The sequence below is a fragment of the Sphingomonas sp. genome (assembly GCF_030145815.1).
Lineage (GTDB): Bacteria > Pseudomonadota > Alphaproteobacteria > Sphingomonadales > Sphingomonadaceae > Sphingomonas.
Map to the genome: position 1 here is coordinate 48,109 of NZ_JAIXHL010000003.1, position 21,238 is coordinate 69,346.

The following is a 21,238-nucleotide window of genomic DNA, read 5'->3' on the forward strand; positions in this document are numbered from 1 at the left end:
GCTGGGCTGCCTTTGCAGTCGGAAGAAGAAGCCCTGTCCCGGGTCAAGCCCGGGACGACGATGGGTTTAGTGGAAGCTCACGCTCCAATACGCCATCGCGGCGTGGACCGTCAGCATGATCAGCGCGATCGTTGCGAGGCTGAAGAGCGAGAAGCGCACGATGACGCGGTTTGTCGTGACCTGCACGAGGCTGTGGGCGATGCGCAGGGCGACATAAGCCCAGGCGATGGTCGCGTTGAGATTGTCGCCCTGGTCCATCAGCGCCAGCACGATGCAGATAGCGTAGAAAATCACCGGCTGTTCAAGCAGGTGGTTGTAATTGTCGGCGGGCCATTGTGCCTTTGCGTCCAGCACGGCGCGCAGATCGGCGCCGGTGCCGCCGACCTTGGTCTTTGCGTCGATCCCGGCACGCTGCATCGCCGGGATGCGCTTGGCGTACATCCAGATCCACATGATGAGCGTCCAGCCGATCAGCGCGATGACCGGGCCGAAAATGGCGCTGTGCATGGTGTGTCCTCCCCCTTGTTTGGCAAGAGGGTGGCGGATTTGTTGCGGGGGTGCAACTGATCCTCCCCGGAACGGGGAGGGGGACCGCTCCAGAAGGGCGTGGTGGAGGGGGAGCGAGGCAAGGGAATCCGGTGCCGAGAGCCCCCTCCACCATGCTGCGCATGGTCCCCCTCCCCGTGCCGGGGAGGAGTTTATTTGGTGTGCGTCGCGGTCCAGGTGGCGAACCAGTCCAGCCACTTTGCGCCGGGGTTGGTCGGGGGCAGCGACAGCGCGCCGAAGCCGTGGCCGCCGCGTTCGAGCAGATGCGCTTCGACCGGCACCTTATGGCGGCGGGCGGCTTCGATCAGGGCGATGCTCTGGCTGACCGGGACGGTGCCGTCATCCATCGCGTGCGCGAGAAACAAGGGCGGCATCGCTGGGCTGGCGCGGGTGAGGACGTCGAAGCGGGCGGAGGCGGCGCCGGCGGGTGGCGGGCCGCCGAACAGGTTGGGGCCGGAGCGGCTGTTGGGGCCAGCGCTGGCGAACTGCGTGACCGGGTAGATCAGGCCGGAGAAGCGCGGGCGGGCGGACAGGCTGTCGGCGGTGTCGCGCGGCTTGTAGACCGGATCGTCATGGCCGACGGTGAGCGTGCCGCCGAGGTGGCCGCCGGCGGAAAAGCCGAGGATGCCGAGCTTGGCCGGGTCGATGCGGTAATGGGCGGCGTTGGCGCGGATCAGGCGCATCGCCCGCTGCGCGTCCTGCAGCGGCACGTCGGTGCGGTTGAACCAGCCTTCGCCGGGCAGGCGATAGGCGAGGACGAACACGGTGATGCCGAGCGGGTTGAGCACGCGCGCGACATTCACCCCTTCATTGATCAGGCTGACAAAGACATAGCCGCCGCCGGGCATGACCAGCACCGCGCGCCCGTCGGGCCGCTGCGGGCGGAAGACGCCGATATAGGGGTGGCGGATGCCTTTTTCCCAGCGCTGGGGGGTGCCTAGCGGAAGCGGGACGGGTTCCCGCGACGGGGCGATGCCCGGCGGGGTGCCGGGCGGTAGGGTCGGCCATAGCATCAGCGTTTCGCGCGGCGGCCATGGCGGCAGCGGGGTGAATATCTTTTGCGCCGATTGCGCGGCGGCGGTGCCGCTGAGGCCGAAGGTGGCGGCGCCGCCGATGAATGTTCTGCGTCCGATCGTCATGCTCATGTCGCATCCATAGGGGAATCCAGCGGGTTAGGGCCAGCCTGCGCTTCGCCCTTTGCATCCGGCGCGCGGGTCCCATATGGGGGCCGCATTCCCCCGGGACAGTTGAGGAAGGACAAAGGCGTGAAGGACGTTCTCGTAATCGGCGCAGGCGGCGTTTCGTCGGTCGCGGTGCACAAGATGGCGAAGAATCCCGAGCTGTTCGGCAAGATCACGCTCGCCAGCCGCCGTCAGTTCAAGTGCGATGCGATCGCCGAATCGGTCAAGGAGCGCTTTGGCGTCACGATCGACACCGCGCAGGTCGATGCCGATGACGTCGCCGCGACGTCGAAGTTGATCGAGCAGGTCAAGCCGAACCTGCTGGTCAACCTGGCGCTGCCCTATCAGGACTTGAACCTGATGGATGCGTGCCTCAACACCGGCACCGACTATCTCGACACCGCCAATTACGAGCCGCGCGATGAGGCACGGTTCCATTATGGCTGGCAGTGGGACTATCAGGACCGCTTCAAGAATGCAGGCCTGATGGCGCTGCTGGGTTCCGGCTTCGATCCGGGCGTGACCAGCGTGTTCGCGATGTACATCAAGAAGCACCTGCTTGACACGATCCGCACGCTCGACATTCTGGACTGCAATGGTGGCGATCACGGCCAGCATTTCGCGACCAACTTCAACCCCGAGATCAACATCCGCGAGATTACCGCGCCCGCGCGGCACTGGGAGAATGGCGAATGGGTCGAGACCCCGGCGCTGTCGACCCGGCAGGTGTTCGAGTTCGATCAGGTCGGCGCGAAGAACATGTACCTCATGTACCATGAGGAGCTGGAGAGCCTGGCCAAGTTCATCCCCGAAATGGAGCGTGCGCGCTTCTGGATGACGTTCGGCGAGCAGTATCTGACGCATCTGCGCGTGCTGCAGAATGTCGGCCTGACCTCGATCGAGCCGATCATGTTCGAAGGCCGCGAGATCGTGCCGCTGCAGTTCCTGAAGGCCGTGCTGCCCGAACCGTCGACGCTGGGCACCACGACCAAGGGCAAGACCAATATCGGCGACATCGCGACCGGCACGAAGGACGGGGAAGAGAAGACCTTCTACGTCTACAATGTCTGCGATCACGAGGATGCGTTTGAGGAGACCGGCAACCAGGCGGTGAGCTACACCACCGGCGTTCCGGCGATGATCGGCGCGGCGCTGATGCTCAATGGCACGTGGCGCGGCGAGGGCGTGTTCAACATGGAGCAGTTCGATCCGGACCCGTTCATGGACATGCTGAACCAGCATGGCCTGCCCTGGCAGGTGAAGGAACTGGCCGAGCCGCTGAAGTTCTGACGCGTTCCGTCGCCCCGGCGAAGGCCGGGGCCGCCAGATTTGAGCGATGACTTCGCCACAGGGCGGCCCCGGCCTCCGCCGGGGCGACGATTTGTGGGAAGGGATAACAAAGTCATGGATACCCGCGCTGCGTCGCCTGTGATGTCCACCAAGGCCGGTGATCCGGGCGCGTTTGCCGGGTTTGATCTGAGCCGCGTGCCGTCGCCGTGCTTCGTCGTCGATGCGGCGGCGGTGGAGCGCAACCTTCAGACCATTGCGGATGTGCGGGACCGCGCTGGGGTGAAGATCCTGCTGGCGCTCAAGGCGTTTTCGATGTGGTCGCTGGGCGATCTGGTCGGGAGATATCTCGACGGCGTCGCGACCTCGGGACTGTACGAAGCGAAGCTCGCCAAGGACCATTATCACGGCGAGGTCGCGACCTATTGCTCGGGCTACAAGGCTGCGGACATGGCCGAGATCTGCGCGATTTCGGATCATGTGATCTTCAATACGCCGTTCCAGCATGCGGCGATGAAGAGCGCGCTGGCGGCGGCGCGGGCGCGGGGCGACAAGTTCGAGGTCGGGCTGCGCCTCAATCCGATGCACAGCGAGGGTGAGGTCCAGAAATACGACCCCGCCCAGCCGCATTCGCGGCTCGGCTTCCCCGCCGATCAGCTGAAGGCCGAGCATCTGGAGGGGGTTGACGGCATCCATGTCCATTCGCTGTGCGAGCAGGATTTCCCGCCGCTGCGCCGGACCTGGGAAGCGCTAAAGCCGCGGATCGCGCCCTATCTGGGGCAGCTGAAATGGCTCAATTTCGGTGGCGGGCATCATATCACGCGCGCCGATTATCAGCGCGACGATCTGGTCGATTTCCTCAAGCAGGTGCGCGACGAGACGGGCCTTGAAGTGATCCTGGAGCCGGGCGAGGCGATCGCGCTCGATACCGGCATCCTGGTCGGCGAGTTCGTCGATGTGTTCACCAACGGCATGCCGATCGGCGTGGTCGATATCTCGGCCACCTGCCACATGCCCGATGTGATCGAGGCGCCCTATCGCCCCGCAATGCTGGGCGAGGAGGGTGATGTACTGGTGCGGCTGGGCGGACCGTCGTGCCTCGCCGGCGATATCCTCGGCGATTTCCGCTTTCCGGAATGGCCGGTGCCGGGGCAGCGCTTCGCGTTCCTCGATCAGGCGCATTATTCGATGGTGAAGACGACGACGTTCAACGGGGTGCCGCTGCCCAGCATCGCGCTGTGGGACAGCCGGACCGACGATCTGCGGATCGTGAAGTCGTTTGGCTATGCGGATTTCGAGGGGCGGCTTTCCTGAATCGGGTGGCGGTGTTAGGAGCCGCCGCAAATTCGTCGCCCCGGCGCAGGCCGGGGCCGCCCCGTTTCAGGCGCAGCGCTCACCACATGGCGGCCCCGGCCTCCGCCGGGGCGACGAGGCATTTTGTGAGCGAGTCATGCTGAATCTTTCCGGAATCACCGTCCGCCTTGGCGGGCGCACGATCATCGACCGTGCGAGCGCGGCATTGCCGCCAAAGGGGCGCATCGGTCTGATCGGGCGCAACGGCGCGGGCAAGTCAACTTTGGTCAAGGTCATCGCCGGGATGATTGATCCGGACGAGGGCAGCGCCGATATGCCGCGCGGTGCGCGCTTGGGCTATGTCGCGCAGGAGGCACCGGCGGGCAAGACGACGCCGTTCGAAACGGTGCTTGAAGCCGATGTCGAGCGCGCGGCGCTGATGGCGGAGGCGGAGGGGCTCGAAGACCCCGACCGGCTGGGCGAGATTCACGAGCGGCTGGGCGCGATCGACGCCTATACCGCGCCGTCGCGGGCTTCACGGATCCTGGTCGGGCTTGGCTTTGACGAGGAGGCGCAGCACCGCCCGCTCGACAGTTTTTCGGGCGGCTGGCGGATGCGCGTCGCGCTGGCGGCATTGCTGTTCAGCCAGCCAGACCTGTTGCTGCTCGACGAGCCGTCCAACCACCTCGACCTTGAAGCGGTGCTGTGGCTTGAGGATTTCCTGATTTCCTACCCCGCGACGATCGTGATCGTCAGCCATGAGCGGGATTTCCTGAACAACGTCGTCGACCATATCCTGCACCTCGAGCGCGGCAAGCTGACGCTCTATCCCGGCGGCTATGACGCATTCGAGCGGCAGCGCGCCGAGCGACAGGCGCAGCAGGCGGCGGCGCGCGAAAAGCAGATGGCCGAACGCGCGAAGCTGCAGGATTTCGTCGCGCGCAATTCGGCCCGCGCATCGACTGCCAAACAGGCGCAGTCGCGCGCCAAGGCGCTGGCGAAGATGCAGCCGATTGCCGCGGTGATGGACGATCCGACGCTGGCGTTCGGATTTCCTGACCCTGACCAGCTGCGCCCGCCGCTGATCACGCTCGACCATGCCAGTGTCGGCTATGACGGGACGCCGATCCTGTCGCGGCTGAACCTGCGGATCGATCCCGACGACCGCATCGCGCTGCTCGGGCGCAACGGCAATGGCAAGACGACGCTGGCGCGGCTGCTGGCGGCGCAGCTGACGCCGATCGAGGGCGAGAAGGCGGCGTCGGCGAAGATGCGGGTGGGCTATTTCACCCAGTATCAGGTCGAGGAGCTGCACAGCGACGAGACGCCGTTCGACCATATGCAGAGGCTGATGGACGGCGAGAAGCCCGCGGCAGTGCGCGCGCAGCTCGGGCGGTTCGGCTTTGCCGGCGACAAGGCGATGACCAAGGTCGGCAAGCTGTCGGGCGGCGAGCGCGCGCGGCTGGCGTTGGCTCTGATCACCCGCGACGCGCCGCACATGCTGATCCTCGACGAGCCGACCAACCACCTTGATGTCGATTCGCGTGAGGCGCTGATCCAGGCGCTGACCGCCTATCAGGGTTGTGTCGTGATCGTCAGCCATGACCGGCACATGATCGAGATGACCGCCGACCGGCTGGTGCTGGTCGATGGCGGGACGGCGCGCCCGTTCGACGGGAGCATCGAGGATTACATCGCCTTCGTGCTGGCGAAGGAGCCGAAGGCAGAAGGCGCGGCGAAGGGCGGCAACCGCAAGGATGCGCGGCGCGAGGCGGCCGAGGCGCGCGAAAAGGGCAATGCGATGCGCAAGGCTGCGAAGGCGGCGGAGACGGAGCTGGCCAAGCTGCAGGAAAAGCTGAGCGCGATCGATCGGGCGATGTTCGATCCGTCGAGTGCCGCGCCGGAGTTCACCAAGCTCACGATGACCGAGCTGATGAAGCAGCGCGGCGTTGTGGTGAAGGCGATCGAGGCGGCGGAAGCGACGTGGCTGGAGGCGCAGGAAGCGCTGGAGGGGATGGCGGCTTGAATTTCCACCGCTCATGCTGAGCTTGTCGAAGCATCGTCCTTCTTTCGACGCGCGAAGAAAGTACGGCCCTTCGACAAGCTCAGGGCGAGCGGAGTAGGGAGGCAGGCGTGCCCATTTCCGTCGTTCACCACCCGCTTTACGTCGCGCCGGCCCCTGCGCGCAGCCAGTATCAGTGGAACAAGAATGGCCTCGTCCGCGACCTGTTGCGCGATCTCGGCGACGCGCTGGAATGGCATGAGCCTGAGCCGATGCCGCGCGAGTGGATCGAGGCGGTGCATGATCCCGATTATGTCGCCGAGGTGATCGAGAGTCGCGTGCCGCGTGAGAAGGAGCGGCGGATCGGCTTTCCGGTGACGCCGGAGGTCGCGGCGCGGGCGCTGGCGGTGCCGGGCGGCACCTACGCCGCGGCGAAGATTGCGCAGCAGCGGGGCTTTGCCGCGAATACCGCCGGGGGCAGCCATCATGCGCTGCACGCGACCGGCGCGGGGTTTTGCGTCTTCAATGACCTTGCCATTGCCGCGCACCGGCTGGCGGATGAAGGCGAACGGGTGCTGATCGTCGATTGCGACGTGCATCAGGGCGACGGTACCGCGGCGCTGACCGCCGGGCGCACCGACATTGCGACCTATTCGATCCATGCCGACAAGAATTTCCCGGTGCGCAAGGCGCGCTCGACGCTCGACGTCGCGCTGCCCGATAACGTCGATGATGCGGGATATATGGATGCGCTCACCACGACGCTGCCGGGGCTGGTCGATGCGTTCGAGCCAACGATCCTGCTGTATCAGGCCGGGGTCGATCCATGGGAGGGTGACCGACTGGGGCGGCTGGGGCTGAGCCATGAGGGGCTGGTGGTGCGCGACAAGTGGATTGCGACGCTGGCGCGGCGGCGCGGCCTGCCGCTCGCGAGTGCGCTGGGCGGGGGATATGGCGTCGATGCGATGGAGGTGTCGGCGCGGCACGTTGCGTCGATCATGGCGCTGGGCGGAGCGCCCTAAAAGAAGCGGTTGCAACCGCGCGCCATCCTTCTAACCTTGTCGACACACCGTCCCGCAGAGGATGGGACGACATTGCAGGAAGAGACTGAATGGCCACTGCCGCCCATCAGGTCACGCCCGAAGAGGCTTCCGCCAATCCGCCGCCCGAGGCGGTGGTCGTCCGATTTGCCGGGGATAGCGGCGACGGGATGCAGCTGACCGGCGGGCAGTTCACCCTATCGACCGCGCTGGCGGGCAATGACCTCGCCACCTTCCCCGATTTCCCCGCCGAGATCCGCGCGCCGCAGGGGACGTTGTTCGGGGTCTCCGCTTTCCAGATCAATTTTGGGTCGGCGGCGATCGAGACGGCGGGCGATGCGCCCGATGTGCTGGTTGCGATGAACCCAGCAGCGCTCAAGACCAATGTCGGTGACCTCAAGCCCGGCGGGCTGATCATCGCGGACGAGGGCGAGTTCAACAAGCGCAACCTCGACAAGGCGAAATACGCCGAGAACCCGTTGGAGGACGGCAGCCTGGCCAAATGGCAGCTGCTCAAGCTCAATATCTCGCAGCTGACGCTGGATGCCGTGAAGCCGTTCGGGCTTGGCAACAAGGAAGCGTTGCGCTGCAAGAATATGTGGACGCTGGGGCTGGCGCTGTGGATGTTCGACCGTGAGCGCGGGCCGCTGATCGACTGGCTCAAGACCAAGTTCGCCAAGGCGCCCGAGCTGGCTGAGGCGAATATCGCCGCGCTCAATGCCGGCCATGCCTATGGCGAGACGGCGGAGCTGGGTGCGCTGGGCATTGCGCAGGTGCATGTGCCCGCAGCTCCCGTGGAGCCGGGGCTGTACCGCACGGTGACGGGGGCCGAGGCGATTTCGATGGGGCTGGTCGCGGGGGCGCAGCTGGCCGGGTTGCCGATGTTCTTTGGCGGCTATCCGATTACGCCGGCGTCGGCGATCCTGCATTATTTGAGCCGGTTGAAGGAGTTCGGGGTCACCACCTTCCAGGCGGAGGACGAGATTGCGGCGATCGCGTCGGCGCTCGGCGCGTCCTATGCGGGGCAGCTGGGCGTTACCTCATCGTCGGGGCCGGGCATTGCGCTGAAGGGCGAGGCGATGGGCCTTGCGATCATGACCGAGCTGCCGCTGATCATCGTCAATTCGCAGCGCGGCGGGCCATCGACGGGCCTGCCGACCAAGACCGAGCAGTCGGACCTGTATCAGGCGGTCTATGGCCGCAACGGCGATGCGCCGATGCCGGTGCTCGCGACGCGCTCCGCCGCGGATTGCTTCGACGTGGCGATCGAGGCGGTGCGGATCGCGACGCAATATATGACGCCGGTGATGATCCTGACCGACGGCTATATCGCCAATGCGGCCGAGCCATGGAAGGTGCCGGACATGGGCGGCTATGCGCCGTTCCCGGTAACGTTCAAGACCGATGCGCCGGGCGAGGGCGAGAAATTCATGCCCTATGCGCGCGACGAGAAACTGGCGCGGCCATGGGTCAAGCCAGGAACGCCGGGCCTGCTCCACCGCATCGGTGGTATCGAGAAGCAGGTCGGCACCGGCAACCTCGATTATTCGGCCGACAACCATCAGGCGATGACCGATATCCGCCGCGACAAGGTGGCGGGGATTTCCGTGCCGGATCAGGTCGTCGAGCAGGGCGCGCCGGGCGGAAAGCTGGTCGTGGTCGGCTGGGGATCGACCTATGGCCCGATTACGCAGGCGGTGCGGCGGGCGCGGCGCAAGGGGCTGGATGTGTCGCACATTCATATCCGCCACATCTGGCCGCTGCCGGGGAATTTGGGTGATTTGCTCAAGGGTTACGCGAAGGTGCTCGTACCCGAGATGAACACCGGGCAGCTCAAGACAGTGCTGCGCGATCAGTTTCTGGTCGATGCGCGGCCGTTGAACAAGGTGTCGGGGCAGCCGTTTCGCATTCATGAGATCGAGGCGGCTATTGAGGGGGCGCTGGCGTGAGCGAGTTCCTTGGACGTCTTGTCTTTGAAGTGATTGGCGAAGGCATTGCGATGCTCTTCAAGCCATTCTTCAAACGACGTCTAGCGGTATCGCATTCCACTTCCCCCGAAGTTGCGACGAAGCGCAGCCGCAGGCGCCGGAAAGGGCAGGCATGAACGAGATCACCACCATCCGCCCGTCGACCCCCAAGGATTGGGAGACCGATCAGGAGGTCCGCTGGTGCCCCGGCTGCGGCGACTATGCGATCCTGAAGGCGGTGCAGCGGACGATGCCGGAGATCGGCGCGACGCCGGAGAATACGGTGTTCGTCAGCGGCATCGGCTGCTCGTCGCGCTTCCCCTACTACATGGAAACCTATGGCTTCCACACCATCCACGGCCGCGCGCCGGCGGTGGCGACGGGGGTGAAGCTGGCCAATCCCGAGCTGGACGTGTGGATCATCACGGGGGATGGCGACGGGTTGAGCATCGGCGGCAACCACACGATGCACCTGCTGCGGCGCAATCTCGATTGCCAGATCCTGTTGTTCAACAACGAGATCTATGGCCTGACCAAGGGCCAATATTCGCCGACCAGCCGCGAGGGGACGCGGTCGCCCTCCACTCCGTTCGGGTCGGTCGATCACCCGGCCAAGCCGTGCGCGTTCGCGCTGGGTAGCGGCGCGCGGTTCATTGCGCGCGGGATCGACGTGAACAAGAATTTGCCGAGCGTGCTCAAGGCAGCGCATGCGCACAAGGGCGCGGCGTTCGTGGAGATTTTCCAGAACTGCATCGTCTATAACGCCGACGTGTTCGCGTCGTTCGTCGACAAGGCCAATGCCGGGCATCAGCTGTGGGTCGAGCATGGTAAGCCGCTGGTATTTGCGGGCGGGACCAAGGGGCTGGCGCTGGATGTCGAGCGGCTGACGCTGAAGGTGGTCGATATCGTCGATGGCGATGTGTCGGGCGTGGTGGTGCACGACCAGACCAATCGCGGGCTTGCGCATATGCTGGTCGAGATGCCGTTCGGGCCGTTCCCGATGGCGCTAGGCGTGATCTATGACGACCCCGCGCCGACGTTCGAAAGCGCGGTGGCGGCGCAGAACCGCGCGGCGAGCGAGGGCAAGGTTCCGGACCTGCAAAAGCTCGTCAGCAAGGGCCAGACTTGGCAGGTCGACAAGGAACCGCGCGACGCATAGGGCACCTGCCTTATGGACAATCTGACACACAGCATGATCGGTGTTGCGCTGGGGCAGGCGGGGCTGAAGAAGCTGTCGGGCCTGGGCATGCCGACGCTGATCATCGCGGCGAACATTCCCGATCTGGACGCGGCGTGTACCGTTTACGGCATCCAGTCGCTGGAGATGCGGCGCGGGCTGACGCATGGGCCGATCGCGATGCTGGTGCTGCCGGTATTGCTGACCGCGATCATGGTCGGGTTCGACCGGTGGCAGGCGCGGCGGGGCAAGCGGCCCGAGGCGCGCGCGCCGGTGCGTCCGTGGCATTTGCTGCTGTTGGCGTTCATCGGCACGCTCAGCCATCCTGCGTTCGACTGGCTCAACAGCTATGGCATCCGCCTGCTCGAGCCGTTTTCTTCGCGCTGGTTCTATGGCGACAGCATCTTCATCATCGACATCTGGATGTGGGCGATGCTGATCGGCGGGTATCTGTGGTCGCGCCGGGCCGAGCGGCGCGGCGGTGACTGGCAGCGGCGCGGCGGGATCGTGGTGGCGGCGGTCAGCGCCTATGTCCTTGGCAATGGTGTGCTGACGGGTCTTGCCGAGGCACGGATGGCCGAGCGGGTGCGCGCCGACTATGGCATCACGCCGGAACTCGTCGTCGCCAATCCGGTGCCGATCGCATTCTGGCAGCGCGAGATTTTGTGGCGCGGCGAGGGGCAACGCGGGCGGCGCGTGATGAACCTGGCGGAAGGCGCGCTGCCGACGATCTTCCCGCTGGAAGTCGAGGCACCGGCTCCGATCGGGATGGACGATCCGCGCATCGCCGCAACTGCAGCGCGTGACGGCGATGTGCGGGCTTTCCTGTTCTGGTCGCGCATGCCCTTTGCCGAGCGCCAGCCGGACGGAAGCCTCATGATCTGGGACCAGCGGTTCGGCCATGACGTGGCGCGCGGTCAGTTCAGCGCGCGGATCCCCGCGGAAGCGGAGGCCCAGTGACCAGCATTCTGTGGTTTCGCCGTGACCTGCGCCTGTCGGATCAGGCGGCGTTGATTGCGGCGGCGGGGGAGGGTCCGGTGGTGCCGGTCTATATCCTCGACGATGAGACGCCCAAGCATCGCGCGATGGGTGGGGCGTCGCGCTGGTGGCTGCACCATAGCCTGGCGAGCCTCGACGCGGCGCTGCGGGAGAAGGGATCGCGGCTGATCCTGAAGCGGGGCAAGTCGGACGCGGTGCTGGCGGCGCTGGCGGAGGAAGTCGGGACCAAGCGCGTCCACTGCATCCGCCATTACGAGCCGTGGTGGCGCAATGCCGAGCGGGCCGTCGCGAAGCAGCTGGAGCTGGTGTGTCATGACGGCAATTACCTCGCCCCGCCGGGATCGGTGACGACCGGATCGGGCGAGCCGTACAAAATCTACACGCCGTTCTGGCGCGCGTTGCAGCAGCGGATGCCGCCAGCGGCTCCAGCGAACCGGCCGCGCGATATACCGGCTCCATCGCATTGGCCGAAGTCGGACCGGCTGGAGGATTGGGCGCTTTTGCCGACCAAGCCGGACTGGGCGACCGGCTTTGCCGGTTGGGAGCCGGGCGAGGCGGGCGCGCGCAAGCGGGTCGATGCGTTCGCCGACAAGGCCGCGGATTATGACCGCACACGCAACCTGCCGTCGATCGAGGGCAGTTCGCGCCTGAGCCCGCACCTGCATTTCGGCGAAGTGTCGCCGTCTTACGTCTGGCACCGCGTGGCGGATGCGGGCGGGTCGGTCGGTGTGTTTCTGAGCGAGATCGGGTGGCGCGATTATGCGCAGAATGTGATCCTGCAGTTCCCCGATTATGCCGCGAAGAATGCGCGGGAGAAGTTCGACGCGATCCCGTGGCGCGATGTCCAGTCGCCGGGGGTGCGTGACGATTTCGACGCCTGGACCAAGGGGCGCACCGGATACCCCATCGTCGATGCCGGGATGCGCCAGCTATGGGCGACCGGGTGGATGCACAATCGCGTGCGGATGATCGCGGCGAGCTTCCTGATCAAGCATCTGCTGATCGACTGGCGCGAGGGCGAGCGCTGGTTCTGGGACACGCTGGTCGATGCCGACTACGCGAGCAATGCGGTCAACTGGCAATGGGTGTCGGGGACGGGGATCGATTCGAACATGTTCGTGCGGATCATGGCGCCGCTGTCGCAGTCGGAGAAGTTTGATGCAGCGGGCTATATCCGTGAATGGGTGCCCGAGCTGGCGCGACTGCATGACGATGTGATCCATGACCCCGAGGAGCATGGGCGGCGGCCGAGCGACTATCCGCGCAAGATCATCGGGCATCGTGAGGCGCGCGAACGCGCGCTGGCGGCGGTGCGGGGGATTTAGCTTAGCTCAATCCTCCCCGGAACGGGGAGGGGGACCGCCGCGAAGCGGTGGTGGAGGGGGCCCGAGGCAGGCGATGGCTTCGCGGAGGGCCCCCTCCGTCAGCGCTGCGCGCTGCCACCTCCCCGTGCCGGGGAGGATTTCTTGGCCAATTGCACCTTGCCCGACTCGCGTGGGCCGTGGTTGTTGCGCGCGTGAACCAGACTTCTACCCGCAATCGTGGCCGTCGTGACGGATCGAACCTCCGTGGCGCAGTGGGCGCGATGATTGCGGGTATTGCCGAGCCGTGGCTGCACCGCCTGCTCGACCGGATCGATGCGGGACTCTCTGAAGGGTCGATTGCGGCGACCTTGCCGGGCGGCATGCAGCGGCGACTGGGCGGGCGGGCGCCGGGGCCGGAGGCGATCGTCGAGATTCGCAGCTGGCGCGCCTTGTGGCGGCTGGCGACCGGCGGCTCTGCGGGCTGGTATGAAGCATGGGCGGCGGGCGAGTGGACCAGCCCGGATCCGGTGCCGTTGTTCGACCTGTTCGTGCGCAACCGCGCGACGCTGGGCAATGCCGGACGGGCAGGGGGCGTGGGGCGGATCGCCAAGCGCGTGTGGCACGCCTTCCAGCGCAATTCGCGGACCGGATCGCGGCGCAACATCGCCTATCATTACGACCTGGGGAATGATTTCTACGCGCCGTGGCTGGACGCCAGCATGACCTATTCGAGCGCGCTGTTCGCGCCGGGCGTGGCGTCGCTGGCGCAGGGGCAGGCGGCGAAGCTGGCGGCGGTGCTGGAGCGGACCGGGACTGGGCCGGGCGACCGCATTCTGGAGATCGGGTGCGGCTGGGGATCGTTTGCCGAGCTGGCGGCGCGGGGCGGGCGGCAGGTGCACGGCATCACCCTGTCGGCGGAGCAGAAAGCCTATGTCGAGGCGCGGATGGCGCAAGCGGGGCTGGAGGGCGTCACCGTCGGCCTGACCGATTATCGCGACGTCACCGGTATGTTCGACGCGGTGGCGAGCATCGAGATGGTCGAGGCGGTGGGGCAGGATTACTGGCCCGCCTATCTGGCCACGATCGCGCGGGTGCTGAAGCCCGGTGGGCGCGCGGCGATCCAGTATATTGCGATCGATGACGCGATCTTCGACGCCTATGCGCGCAATGTCGATTTCATTCAGGCCTATGTCTTCCCTGGCGGGATGCTGTTGTCCGAGAGCCGGTTCCGCGCGATTGCGGAGGCGCAGGGATTGCACTGGAGCGATCAGCAGAATTTTGGGGCCGATTATGCCCAGACGCTGAAGCTGTGGCGGGAGGCGTTCGACGCGGCGGTGGCGGAGGGGCGGCTGCCCGCCGAATTTGATTCCCATTTCATCGATCTGTGGCGCTATTACCTGATGTATTGCGAAGGCGGGTTTCGCGGCGGGGGCATCCATGTCGCGCAGGTCACGCTGATCAAAGACTAGGGGAGAGCGATGATGCGGGCATGGGGAGTAGCGCTGGGCGCGCTGGCATTGGCGGGCTGTGCGGCTGGTGCGGGAACGTCGCCACCCGCAGTTCAGGCCGCGCCGCAGGATGTTGCGAAGCTGCGTCAGGTCGGGGCCGCCGTGCTGTTCTGGTCGCAGGAGGAGCGGTACCGCAACTTCCCGGCGATGGAGACGATCTTCCCCGGCACCACCGCCAAGGCCGGGCGAAAGGTCCGCGCGCTGCCCAACGGCGCGCCGCTGCCGATCGCGGAGGCCGATGTTGCGGCGTTCATGGCGGCGCAGAACATGACCGGGCTGCTGGTACTGCAGGATGGCAAGGTGCGGCTGGAGCGATATGCGCGCGGCTATGGGCCGGAGGGGCGCTGGACGAGCTTTTCGGTGGCGAAGTCGGTGACGTCGACATTGGTCGGGGCGGCGATCAAGGATGGCTATATCAAGTCGATCGACGATCCGGTGACGCGCTACATCCCCGATCTGGCCGGTGCCGGCTATGATGGGGTCACGATCCGCCAGCTGCTGACGATGACGTCGGGGGTGAAGTGGAATGAGGATTACACCAACCCGAATAGCGATGTGGCCCGGATGTTTGCCGAGGCGGTTCCGGCGGGGCAGGACCCGACCGTCTTCTATATGCGCAAGCTGCCGCGTGAGAGCGATCCGGGGGTGAAGTTCGTCTACAAGACCGGTGAGACCAATCTGATCGGCGTGCTGGTGCGCCGCGCGACGGGCAAGTCGCTATCGGCCTATCTCGAAGCGAAGATCTGGAAGCCGTACGGCATGGAGCGCGATGCGTTCTGGATGACCGACCAGACCGGCGCGGAAGTGTCGGGATGCTGCCTGTCGGTGTCGCTGCGCGATTATGGGCGCATCGGCCAGATGGCATTGGAGGGCGGGAAGGGCATCGTGCCGGCCGGCTGGTTTGCGGACGCGACCAAGGCGCAGGTGAGCTTTCCAGGCGGCGGCTATGGCTATCAATGGTGGGTTCCCGCGGGCGGCATCTTCGCGGCGCAGGGCATTTTCGGGCAATCGATCATCGTCGATCCGGCGAACAAGCTGGTGATGGTCACCAGCGCGGCGTGGCCGCGTGCGAGCGATCGGGCGCTGGCGCAGGAGCGGTTGGCGTTTGCGATGAAGGTTCAGGCGGCGGCCAAGGAGTAGCGCTGGCGGCATCTCGTCGCTGAAAGGCTGGTGTGACCTCAAGCGTCACCCCCGCGAAAGCGGGGGCCCATCACCGGGGCTTGCCGCCTGTTACACCGGCGCGATGTGCCGATCGGGCAGGAGATGGGCCCCCGCTTTCGCGGGGGTGACGGCTAATCTCGTGTCCTCACTATTCCGGGATATCCCACGTCACGCGGGGAGCGCCCCGGCGTCAGCCCCGCAGCCGCTCGATCGCCTGCGCCAGCGCGACGTAGAGCTTGCCCATGTCGGACGAAAGCAAGGTCACGCCCAGCGGCGCGCCGTCGCGCAGGGCGAGGACCTGACGCAGCATCGCTTCGAAATCATGGATGTAGCGGTTGACCTGCTCGCGGAAGTCGGGATCGCCCTCGTACAGCGAGGAGACTTCGCGTGCCTGACCGCTGTCGAGCAGGCGAACGGCGCGGCGGGTGAAGACGCCGCGGTCCCCCTTCAGATACGCCGCCCAGGCGCTGTCCGACACTTCGTGGGCAAACGCCTTGGAGATGTCGATCGAGGCGGAGTTGAGCGCTTCGACCAGAAGCGACACGCGGCGCGCGAAATTGTCGCGATCGGCATTTTCGCGCTCGGCGCGGGCTTCGTCGATGCGCGCCTCGACCTGCGCCGAGGCGTCGTTGATCGACAGCATCTGTTGGGCGAGCCGTTCGCTGGCGCGGGCGGCGGCGTTGACCGCGCCTTGGGTCACCTCGCCCAGCTCGATCAGCTGGGTGCGGACGCTGGCATCGAGCGCGCGGCGCAGCGCGGCCGAGCCGGCGTCTTCGAGCTGGCGGGTCGCTTCGGGCACGATGCTGGCGAGCGCGGCGCGGGCCTGATCGGACGCGGCATTGGCGGTTTCGCGGATGCGGAGCAGCGCGTCGACCAGCTGGGGAGCAGCGTCTTCGGCGAAGCGGCGGGCATTGGCGATGGCGCGGTCGACGACATCCTCAAGCTGCGCGGTCTTTGCCTGACCGTCTTCGAGCGATTCGAGCAACGATGCCTGAGTCTTGGCCAGCATGTCGCGCTGGGTGCGCACGACGTCGGCGATAGCCTCGATCGCGTCATGCGTGCTTTCCGCTGCAGTGACGAGCGCAAGCAGTTCGGGCTTGGACGCAGCGATAACGCCACGGGTCGCGCCGATCCGCTGTTCGAGCCGCACCAGCGCTTCGGGCATGGTCTCGTCCATCTCCCGCGCCGAGGCATCAAGCGCGGTGAGCAGGTCTTCGGCAGTGGCGATCACGCGGCGGGCAGTCTCATCGCCGTCGCGCAACGTCGCGGTCATCGCGCTGGCGGAACTGTCGAGCGCGCTGATCGACGCGGACAGCGCCTGCGTGCGCTCCATGCCGTGGCTGTGCAGCGATGCCAGCTGACCATCGGCCTGGGCGATCCCGCCGGTGACCGAGGCGAGCAGGATGTCGACGCGGGTCTGTTCCTCACCCAGTCGGTCGGCGATGCGGCCGATCGTTTCCTCGACTTCGCCGATGCGCGCGCCGACCGTGTCGATGCTGTCGCGCCCGGCCTTGTCGAGCGAGGCCTGATTGGCGGCGAGCATGGCAAGCATCGCCTCGCCCTGCGCGGCGATGCCCTTGCGTGCTTCGTCCACTGCGGCGGCGGCGCGGTCGAGCATGGCGTCGACCGTTTCGGACATGCTGGCGGCGACGCCCTCCAGCTTGGTGCCGGCATTCTCGCTGGTCGCTTCCATCCGCGCGATGTGCGCGGCGAGGCGCTGCCCGGCGCCACCGGCAATGTTGTCTGCCTCACGTCCGCGTTCGGCCAATGCCGCAAGCTGTGCATCGAGTGCGGAGGCGTGTTCGCTGGCCTTCATGCCCGCCGCATCGAGGGTCGCGGCCATGCCGGTCATCTCTTCGTGCGCGCGGGGCAGCGAGGACAGGACGATGCCGACGCTTTTTTCGGCGGAGCTGCTGCTATCGACCAGTTTCTGCGCGCTGTCGGACACGGCGCGCGCTTCGGCTGCCATGCCGTTGGAGATCGCCTGAAGCCGTTCGGCAGCGCGGTCGCCCATCGCCATCAGCGCGGTGGTCTGATCGGCGAGTTCGGCGCGGTTCGCCTCGATCTTGCGCGACAGGGTGGCGACGACGCGTTCCAGACTCGCTGCCTCGGCGCGCATGGCGCGGGCGGTGTTGCCGAACCGGCGCGCCTCGGCCGCGCTGTTGCGCTGGGCGAGAAGCCACAGGATGCCGATGAGCGCCGGCGGCACGCACAGCGCGGCGATCAGCTGAACCAGCTGGGCCGGGGGCGGCGGGGCGGCGAAGACCGGCTGGAGCAGCCAGCCGGCGACGCCCAGCCATGCAACGACGAGCCCGAGCGCGAGCGTCGCGGCCAGCCACGGCGTACGCAGCGCCTGTGGCGCGTCATCCTCCGCGTCATCGGCTGCGGGCGCCGCTTCGACCGATGCTGGCGCCTCTTCGACGAGCAGCAGTGCGTCGTCCTCGTCGTCGAGCGGACGCGGTCCGATCTTGTTCGTTCCCCCGTTCATCGTCCCGGTTTAGCACAGTCGCCCCGCCGTCGCCTAGCATTGTGAAACCACTCATTAAGCACGGCGAATCTAAAGTCGGGCATGGCGTATGATCCCGGTGCAATCGATGCGACTCTGGCGGCGGCGGTGGGCGATGAGCCCGGGCTGATCGCGGAGCTTCGCGGCGCGTTCCTTGAAAGCGCAAAGCGCGCGCTGGAGGGGCTGGCCAAGGCCGATGACCCGGAGGGCTGGCGCAGTGCGGCGCTGCGGCTCAAAGGGCTGGCGGCAAGCTTCGGCGCGATCCGCCTGATGGCGCTGGCGCAGGATGCGGCGGATGCGCCGGCGGGGGATCGCGCGGTGCTGCGCAAGATCGAGCGCGCGGTGGAGCGGCTCTAACCCGGCAAGCAGTGCGCGCTGCGCAACCAGGCTTTCGACGGACGGCTCACCCGCTTCGACCAACGTGCCTTGCGTCAGTGGCATAGGAACGGGCGATCACGTTAGATGACGTGATGGCCAATCATCCGTCCGCGCCCTCCCGATACACGGTCCCGCCGCGCGTTGCGGTGCTGTCGATCATCGGCTTCTGGGCGTTTTACTATGTCAGCGTCACGCTGCGCGCCTGGATCATGGATTACCCGGATCACTGGGTGATGCTCGACAATCGCGCCTGGGTGTCGCTGTTCGGGATCGGCTTCACCACGCTGATGTATCTGGCGCTGCGTCCACTGGAGCAGCGCAGCCTGCGCTTGCGGGTCGCGGCGGCATTCCTGTTCGCGGCGGTGTCGTCCACCGCCTATTCGACGGTCAACTACCTTTCCTTTTACGTCGTCGATCCGAAGCCCGAACTGGAAAAGTCTGACGCGGAGAAATCCGAGACGCACAAGGCGCAGGAGAAGCATGAAGAGGAGAAGGGGCCAGCCCACCTGATCGCCGACAACGCGATCCACTGGTATTTCTTCAACCTCGCTTGGGCGATTCTCTACCTCGCCTTGTCTTACGCCGGAGCGGTGCGCGCGTCGGAGCGGGAGGCGGCGCGGCTGCGCACCGCGGCGCAGACCGCCGAGCTGCGCGCGCTGCGCTATCAGGTGAACCCGCATTTCCTGTTCAATACGCTCAACTCGATCTCGTCGCTGGTGATGACCGGGCGGCGCGAGGACGCCGAAACGATGATCCTCAACCTGTCGACCTTTTTCCGCACCAGCCTGTCCGCCGAGCCGACCGAGGATGTGCCGCTGGCTGACGAGATCGCGCTGCAGCGTCTGTATCTGGAGATCGAGGCGGTGCGTTTTCCCCAGCGGTTGCGTAGCGTGTTCGACATCGCGCCCGAGGCCGAGCGTGCGTGTGTGCCCGGGCTGTTGCTCCAGCCGCTGGTCGAAAATGCGATCAAGCATGGCGTGGCACCCGCGCGTCGTCCGGTCGAGGTCCGCGTTCGTGCGCGGATCGAAGGCGCCATGCTCGTGATTTCGGTGATCGACGACGGCGAAGGCGTACAGGGGGCGAACGGCACGTGCGTCGGCCTGCGCAACGTTCGCGACCGGCTGACGGTGCGGTTCGGCGAGGCAGCAACGCTCGAGGCCGGGCCGCGCGCCGAGGGTGGGTTTGCCGTGATCATCCGCATACCGGTGACGACTCATGTCTGTTGAACGGTTGCGCACGCTGATCGTCGATGATGAGCCGCTGGCGGTCGAGCGGATGCAGATCTTGTGCGCGGGGCTGGAGCAGGTCGATTTGGTCGGCACGGCGGTGGATGGCGACGCGGCGCTGCGTTTGATCGACGCGTTGAAGCCCGATCTGGTCCTGCTCGATATCGCCATGCCGCAGTGCGACGGGATGTCAGTCGCAGCAGCGCTGGCGCGTGTGTCGCACCGTCCGGCGGTGATCTTCTGCACGGCATTCGATCAGCATGCGGTGGCGGCGTTCGAGGTGGCGGCGGTCGATTATGTGCTGAAGCCGGTCAGCGCCGACCGGTTGGCGCGCGCGGTCGCGCGTGCGGTCGAGGTGCGCGGATTAAAGGGCGATGCGCCAGCACCACCGTCGTCGCGCTGGATCGAGGATTTCTGGGTGCCGCACCGGTCGGAAATGATCCGGATCAGCGCCAGCGACGTCGAGCGGATCGATGCCGAGCGCGACTATATGCGGCTGAGCGTCGGCGGACGCAGCTATCTGATCCACCAGACGATCAGCGAGCTCGAGCGGCGGCTGGATCCCGAGCGCTTCATCCGGTTGCACCGATCGGTGATCGTGCGGCGCGACCGGATCGTGAAGCTGCGTCATGACGGACTGGGAGCGTGGTATGCTGAGCTCGTCGATGGGGCCAGCGTGCGGATCGGGCGCACCTATCAGGCGGCGGCCAAGGCGATCCTGGCCGGACGATAAGCGCGTAACGCAAAAAGGCCCCGCCCGGCGGGTGCGCCGGGCGGGGCAGGACGATGTCAGGGAGCTACTCTGACATTCTGGTCGCGCGCTGCCAGCTGCCGCGTCGCTGCACTGCGGAGGGCGAATTCGATCGATGGACGCGCGGATTCGAGCGCCTTGGCCACTCAACGGTCGTGCGCGCGGGCGCCGGTCAGGTCGCGATAGTCGGGACGGCCGCCGCAAACGGTCATGGCGGCATGCGCGATCCGGCGTTCGAGCGTCTTCTTCCCGGCAGCGCTCGTCAGGTTGAGATCGGCATAGCGGACCGTCGCCGACTTGCCGGGGCCGGCCGCAGCCGGGAGCGAAAGGAGTAGCACGGCGCCAAGCGCAGCGGTGCGGAACAGGGTGGGGAACATCACGGACCTCGTTGGGTTCATCGCGTTCGGGGGCTGAACGCAGGTCCGGGTTAGGTGCGGCGCGGGATGCGGGCGACGCTGTATCGACCGACGCATTGGGTCCGTCGATCAGGTCCGTTCATCGGGGCCAAACGCCGTTCATCATCGACAAGCAGCGGGTGTCGCGCGCGAACAGGGCAAGAAAAAAAGGGCGCCCCCGCAGGGACGCCCTTTCGATTCGACCGGCTCAAGCGAGCCGGGAGGCCGAACCGGAATTAGCCAGCGACGTTGTCGGCAGCGGCTTCCAGGTTGTCGGCAGCGTTCTCAGCAGCGTCCTCGACGACTTCGTTGGTCGCGTTGTCGGCCATCATTTCCATGTTGTCGGCTTCGGCTTCCATGGCGTCAGCGACGTTCTCGGCGGTGTTGTTCGCGGCAGGCGTGTTGCAAGCAGCGAGCGACATCAGGCCGGTCGCGGCAGCGACGATGAGAATCTTCTTCATTCGTTTGCTCCCAAGCAAAGCTATTTCGGTTCGCCCCGGCCCGATTGCCGTGCGAG

General features: G+C 66.3%; 19 protein-coding genes. 14 read left to right on the top strand and 5 right to left on the bottom strand.

Features of this window, described 5'->3' with window-relative positions; genetic code table 11:
* Positions 1-66: 66 nt before the first annotated feature.
* Together KYX69_RS03280 and KYX69_RS03285 are read right to left on the bottom strand one after the other, a co-directional pair.
* The gene (locus tag KYX69_RS03280; RefSeq protein WP_300493667.1) at positions 67-507 is read right to left on the bottom strand and encodes an MAPEG family protein; all 441 of its coding nucleotides are present in this window, start codon (positions 505-507) and stop codon (positions 67-69) included.
* A gap of 191 nt (positions 508-698) precedes the next feature.
* Positions 699-1,691 (bottom strand): alpha/beta hydrolase, encoded by a 993-nt coding sequence (locus tag KYX69_RS03285; RefSeq protein ID WP_300493669.1) that lies wholly within the window; start codon positions 1,689-1,691, stop codon positions 699-701.
* Positions 1,692-1,811: 120 nt separating this feature from the next.
* Between KYX69_RS03285 and KYX69_RS03290 the strand changes: the two genes are divergently transcribed.
* The 11 genes from KYX69_RS03290 to KYX69_RS03340 all read left to right on the top strand — a co-directional run bounded on the left by KYX69_RS03290 (position 1,812) and on the right by KYX69_RS03340 (position 15,444).
* Positions 1,812-3,017 (top strand): saccharopine dehydrogenase family protein, encoded by a 1,206-nt coding sequence (locus tag KYX69_RS03290; protein WP_300493672.1) that lies wholly within the window; start codon positions 1,812-1,814, stop codon positions 3,015-3,017.
* Positions 3,018-3,158: 141 nt separating this feature from the next.
* Positions 3,159-4,328: a carboxynorspermidine decarboxylase gene (locus KYX69_RS03295; protein WP_300493674.1), complete on the top strand. Its 1,170-nt coding sequence runs from the start codon at positions 3,159-3,161 to the stop codon at positions 4,326-4,328.
* Positions 4,329-4,464: 136 nt separating this feature from the next.
* On the top strand, positions 4,465-6,333 hold the full coding sequence (locus KYX69_RS03300; protein WP_300493676.1) for an ABC-F family ATP-binding cassette domain-containing protein: 1,869 nt from the start codon (positions 4,465-4,467) through the stop codon (positions 6,331-6,333).
* 107 nt (positions 6,334-6,440) lie between these two features.
* Entirely contained in the window at positions 6,441-7,331 is an 891-nt protein-coding gene (locus tag KYX69_RS03305; protein WP_300493678.1) for a histone deacetylase, read from the top strand.
* Between the two features lie 89 nt (positions 7,332-7,420).
* Entirely contained in the window at positions 7,421-9,298 is a 1,878-nt protein-coding gene (locus KYX69_RS03310; RefSeq protein WP_300493680.1) for a 2-oxoacid:acceptor oxidoreductase subunit alpha, read from the top strand.
* Entirely contained in the window at positions 9,295-9,453 is a 159-nt protein-coding gene (locus KYX69_RS03315) for a hypothetical protein (RefSeq protein ID WP_300493683.1), read from the top strand. The genes KYX69_RS03310 and KYX69_RS03315 overlap by 4 nt, the downstream gene beginning before the upstream one ends.
* Positions 9,450-10,475: a 2-oxoacid:ferredoxin oxidoreductase subunit beta gene (locus tag KYX69_RS03320; RefSeq protein WP_300493686.1), complete on the top strand. Its 1,026-nt coding sequence runs from the start codon at positions 9,450-9,452 to the stop codon at positions 10,473-10,475. The genes KYX69_RS03315 and KYX69_RS03320 overlap by 4 nt, the downstream gene beginning before the upstream one ends.
* 12 nt (positions 10,476-10,487) lie before the next feature.
* Positions 10,488-11,453, top strand: coding sequence for a metal-dependent hydrolase (locus KYX69_RS03325; protein ID WP_300493688.1), 966 nt, complete (start codon positions 10,488-10,490; stop codon positions 11,451-11,453).
* Positions 11,450-12,817 (top strand): deoxyribodipyrimidine photo-lyase, encoded by a 1,368-nt coding sequence (locus tag KYX69_RS03330; RefSeq protein ID WP_300493690.1) that lies wholly within the window; start codon positions 11,450-11,452, stop codon positions 12,815-12,817. The genes KYX69_RS03325 and KYX69_RS03330 overlap by 4 nt, the downstream gene beginning before the upstream one ends.
* 260 nt (positions 12,818-13,077) lie before the next feature.
* Positions 13,078-14,265 carry a cyclopropane-fatty-acyl-phospholipid synthase family protein gene (locus KYX69_RS03335; protein WP_300494187.1) on the top strand — a complete coding sequence of 396 codons (1,188 nt, stop codon included), beginning with the start codon at positions 13,078-13,080 and terminating at the stop codon, positions 14,263-14,265.
* A gap of 12 nt (positions 14,266-14,277) precedes the next feature.
* Positions 14,278-15,444, top strand: coding sequence for a serine hydrolase domain-containing protein (locus KYX69_RS03340; protein WP_367280173.1), 1,167 nt, complete (start codon positions 14,278-14,280; stop codon positions 15,442-15,444).
* A 211-nt stretch (positions 15,445-15,655) separates the two neighbouring features.
* Here the strand turns inward: KYX69_RS03340 and KYX69_RS03345 are convergent, their stop codons facing one another.
* A complete protein-coding gene (locus tag KYX69_RS03345; RefSeq protein ID WP_300493695.1) occupies positions 15,656-17,953 on the bottom strand; it encodes a hypothetical protein in 2,298 nt (765 codons plus the stop codon).
* Positions 17,954-18,034: 81 nt separating this feature from the next.
* Here KYX69_RS03345 and KYX69_RS03350 point away from each other — a divergent pair, with 81 nt between their 5' ends.
* The 3 genes from KYX69_RS03350 (at position 18,035) to KYX69_RS03360 (ending at position 20,308) form a co-directional block, all read left to right on the top strand.
* Positions 18,035-18,328, top strand: a complete 294-nt coding sequence (locus KYX69_RS03350) for an Hpt domain-containing protein (RefSeq protein ID WP_300493697.1) — start codon at positions 18,035-18,037, stop codon at positions 18,326-18,328.
* A gap of 113 nt (positions 18,329-18,441) precedes the next feature.
* Entirely contained in the window at positions 18,442-19,575 is a 1,134-nt protein-coding gene (locus KYX69_RS03355; protein ID WP_300493699.1) for a sensor histidine kinase, read from the top strand.
* Positions 19,565-20,308: a LytTR family DNA-binding domain-containing protein gene (locus KYX69_RS03360; protein ID WP_300493701.1), complete on the top strand. Its 744-nt coding sequence runs from the start codon at positions 19,565-19,567 to the stop codon at positions 20,306-20,308. Before KYX69_RS03355 ends, KYX69_RS03360 begins: the two co-directional genes overlap by 11 nt.
* Positions 20,309-20,472: 164 nt before the next feature.
* On the opposite strand, the gene KYX69_RS03365 is transcribed toward KYX69_RS03360, so the two are convergent.
* Together KYX69_RS03365 and KYX69_RS03370 are read right to left on the bottom strand one after the other, a co-directional pair.
* Positions 20,473-20,703, bottom strand: a complete 231-nt coding sequence (locus KYX69_RS03365) for a UrcA family protein (protein ID WP_300493703.1) — start codon at positions 20,701-20,703, stop codon at positions 20,473-20,475.
* A gap of 254 nt (positions 20,704-20,957) precedes the next feature.
* The gene (locus tag KYX69_RS03370; protein ID WP_300493704.1) at positions 20,958-21,182 is read right to left on the bottom strand and encodes a hypothetical protein; all 225 of its coding nucleotides are present in this window, start codon (positions 21,180-21,182) and stop codon (positions 20,958-20,960) included.
* Between the last annotated feature and the right edge of the window lie 56 nt (positions 21,183-21,238).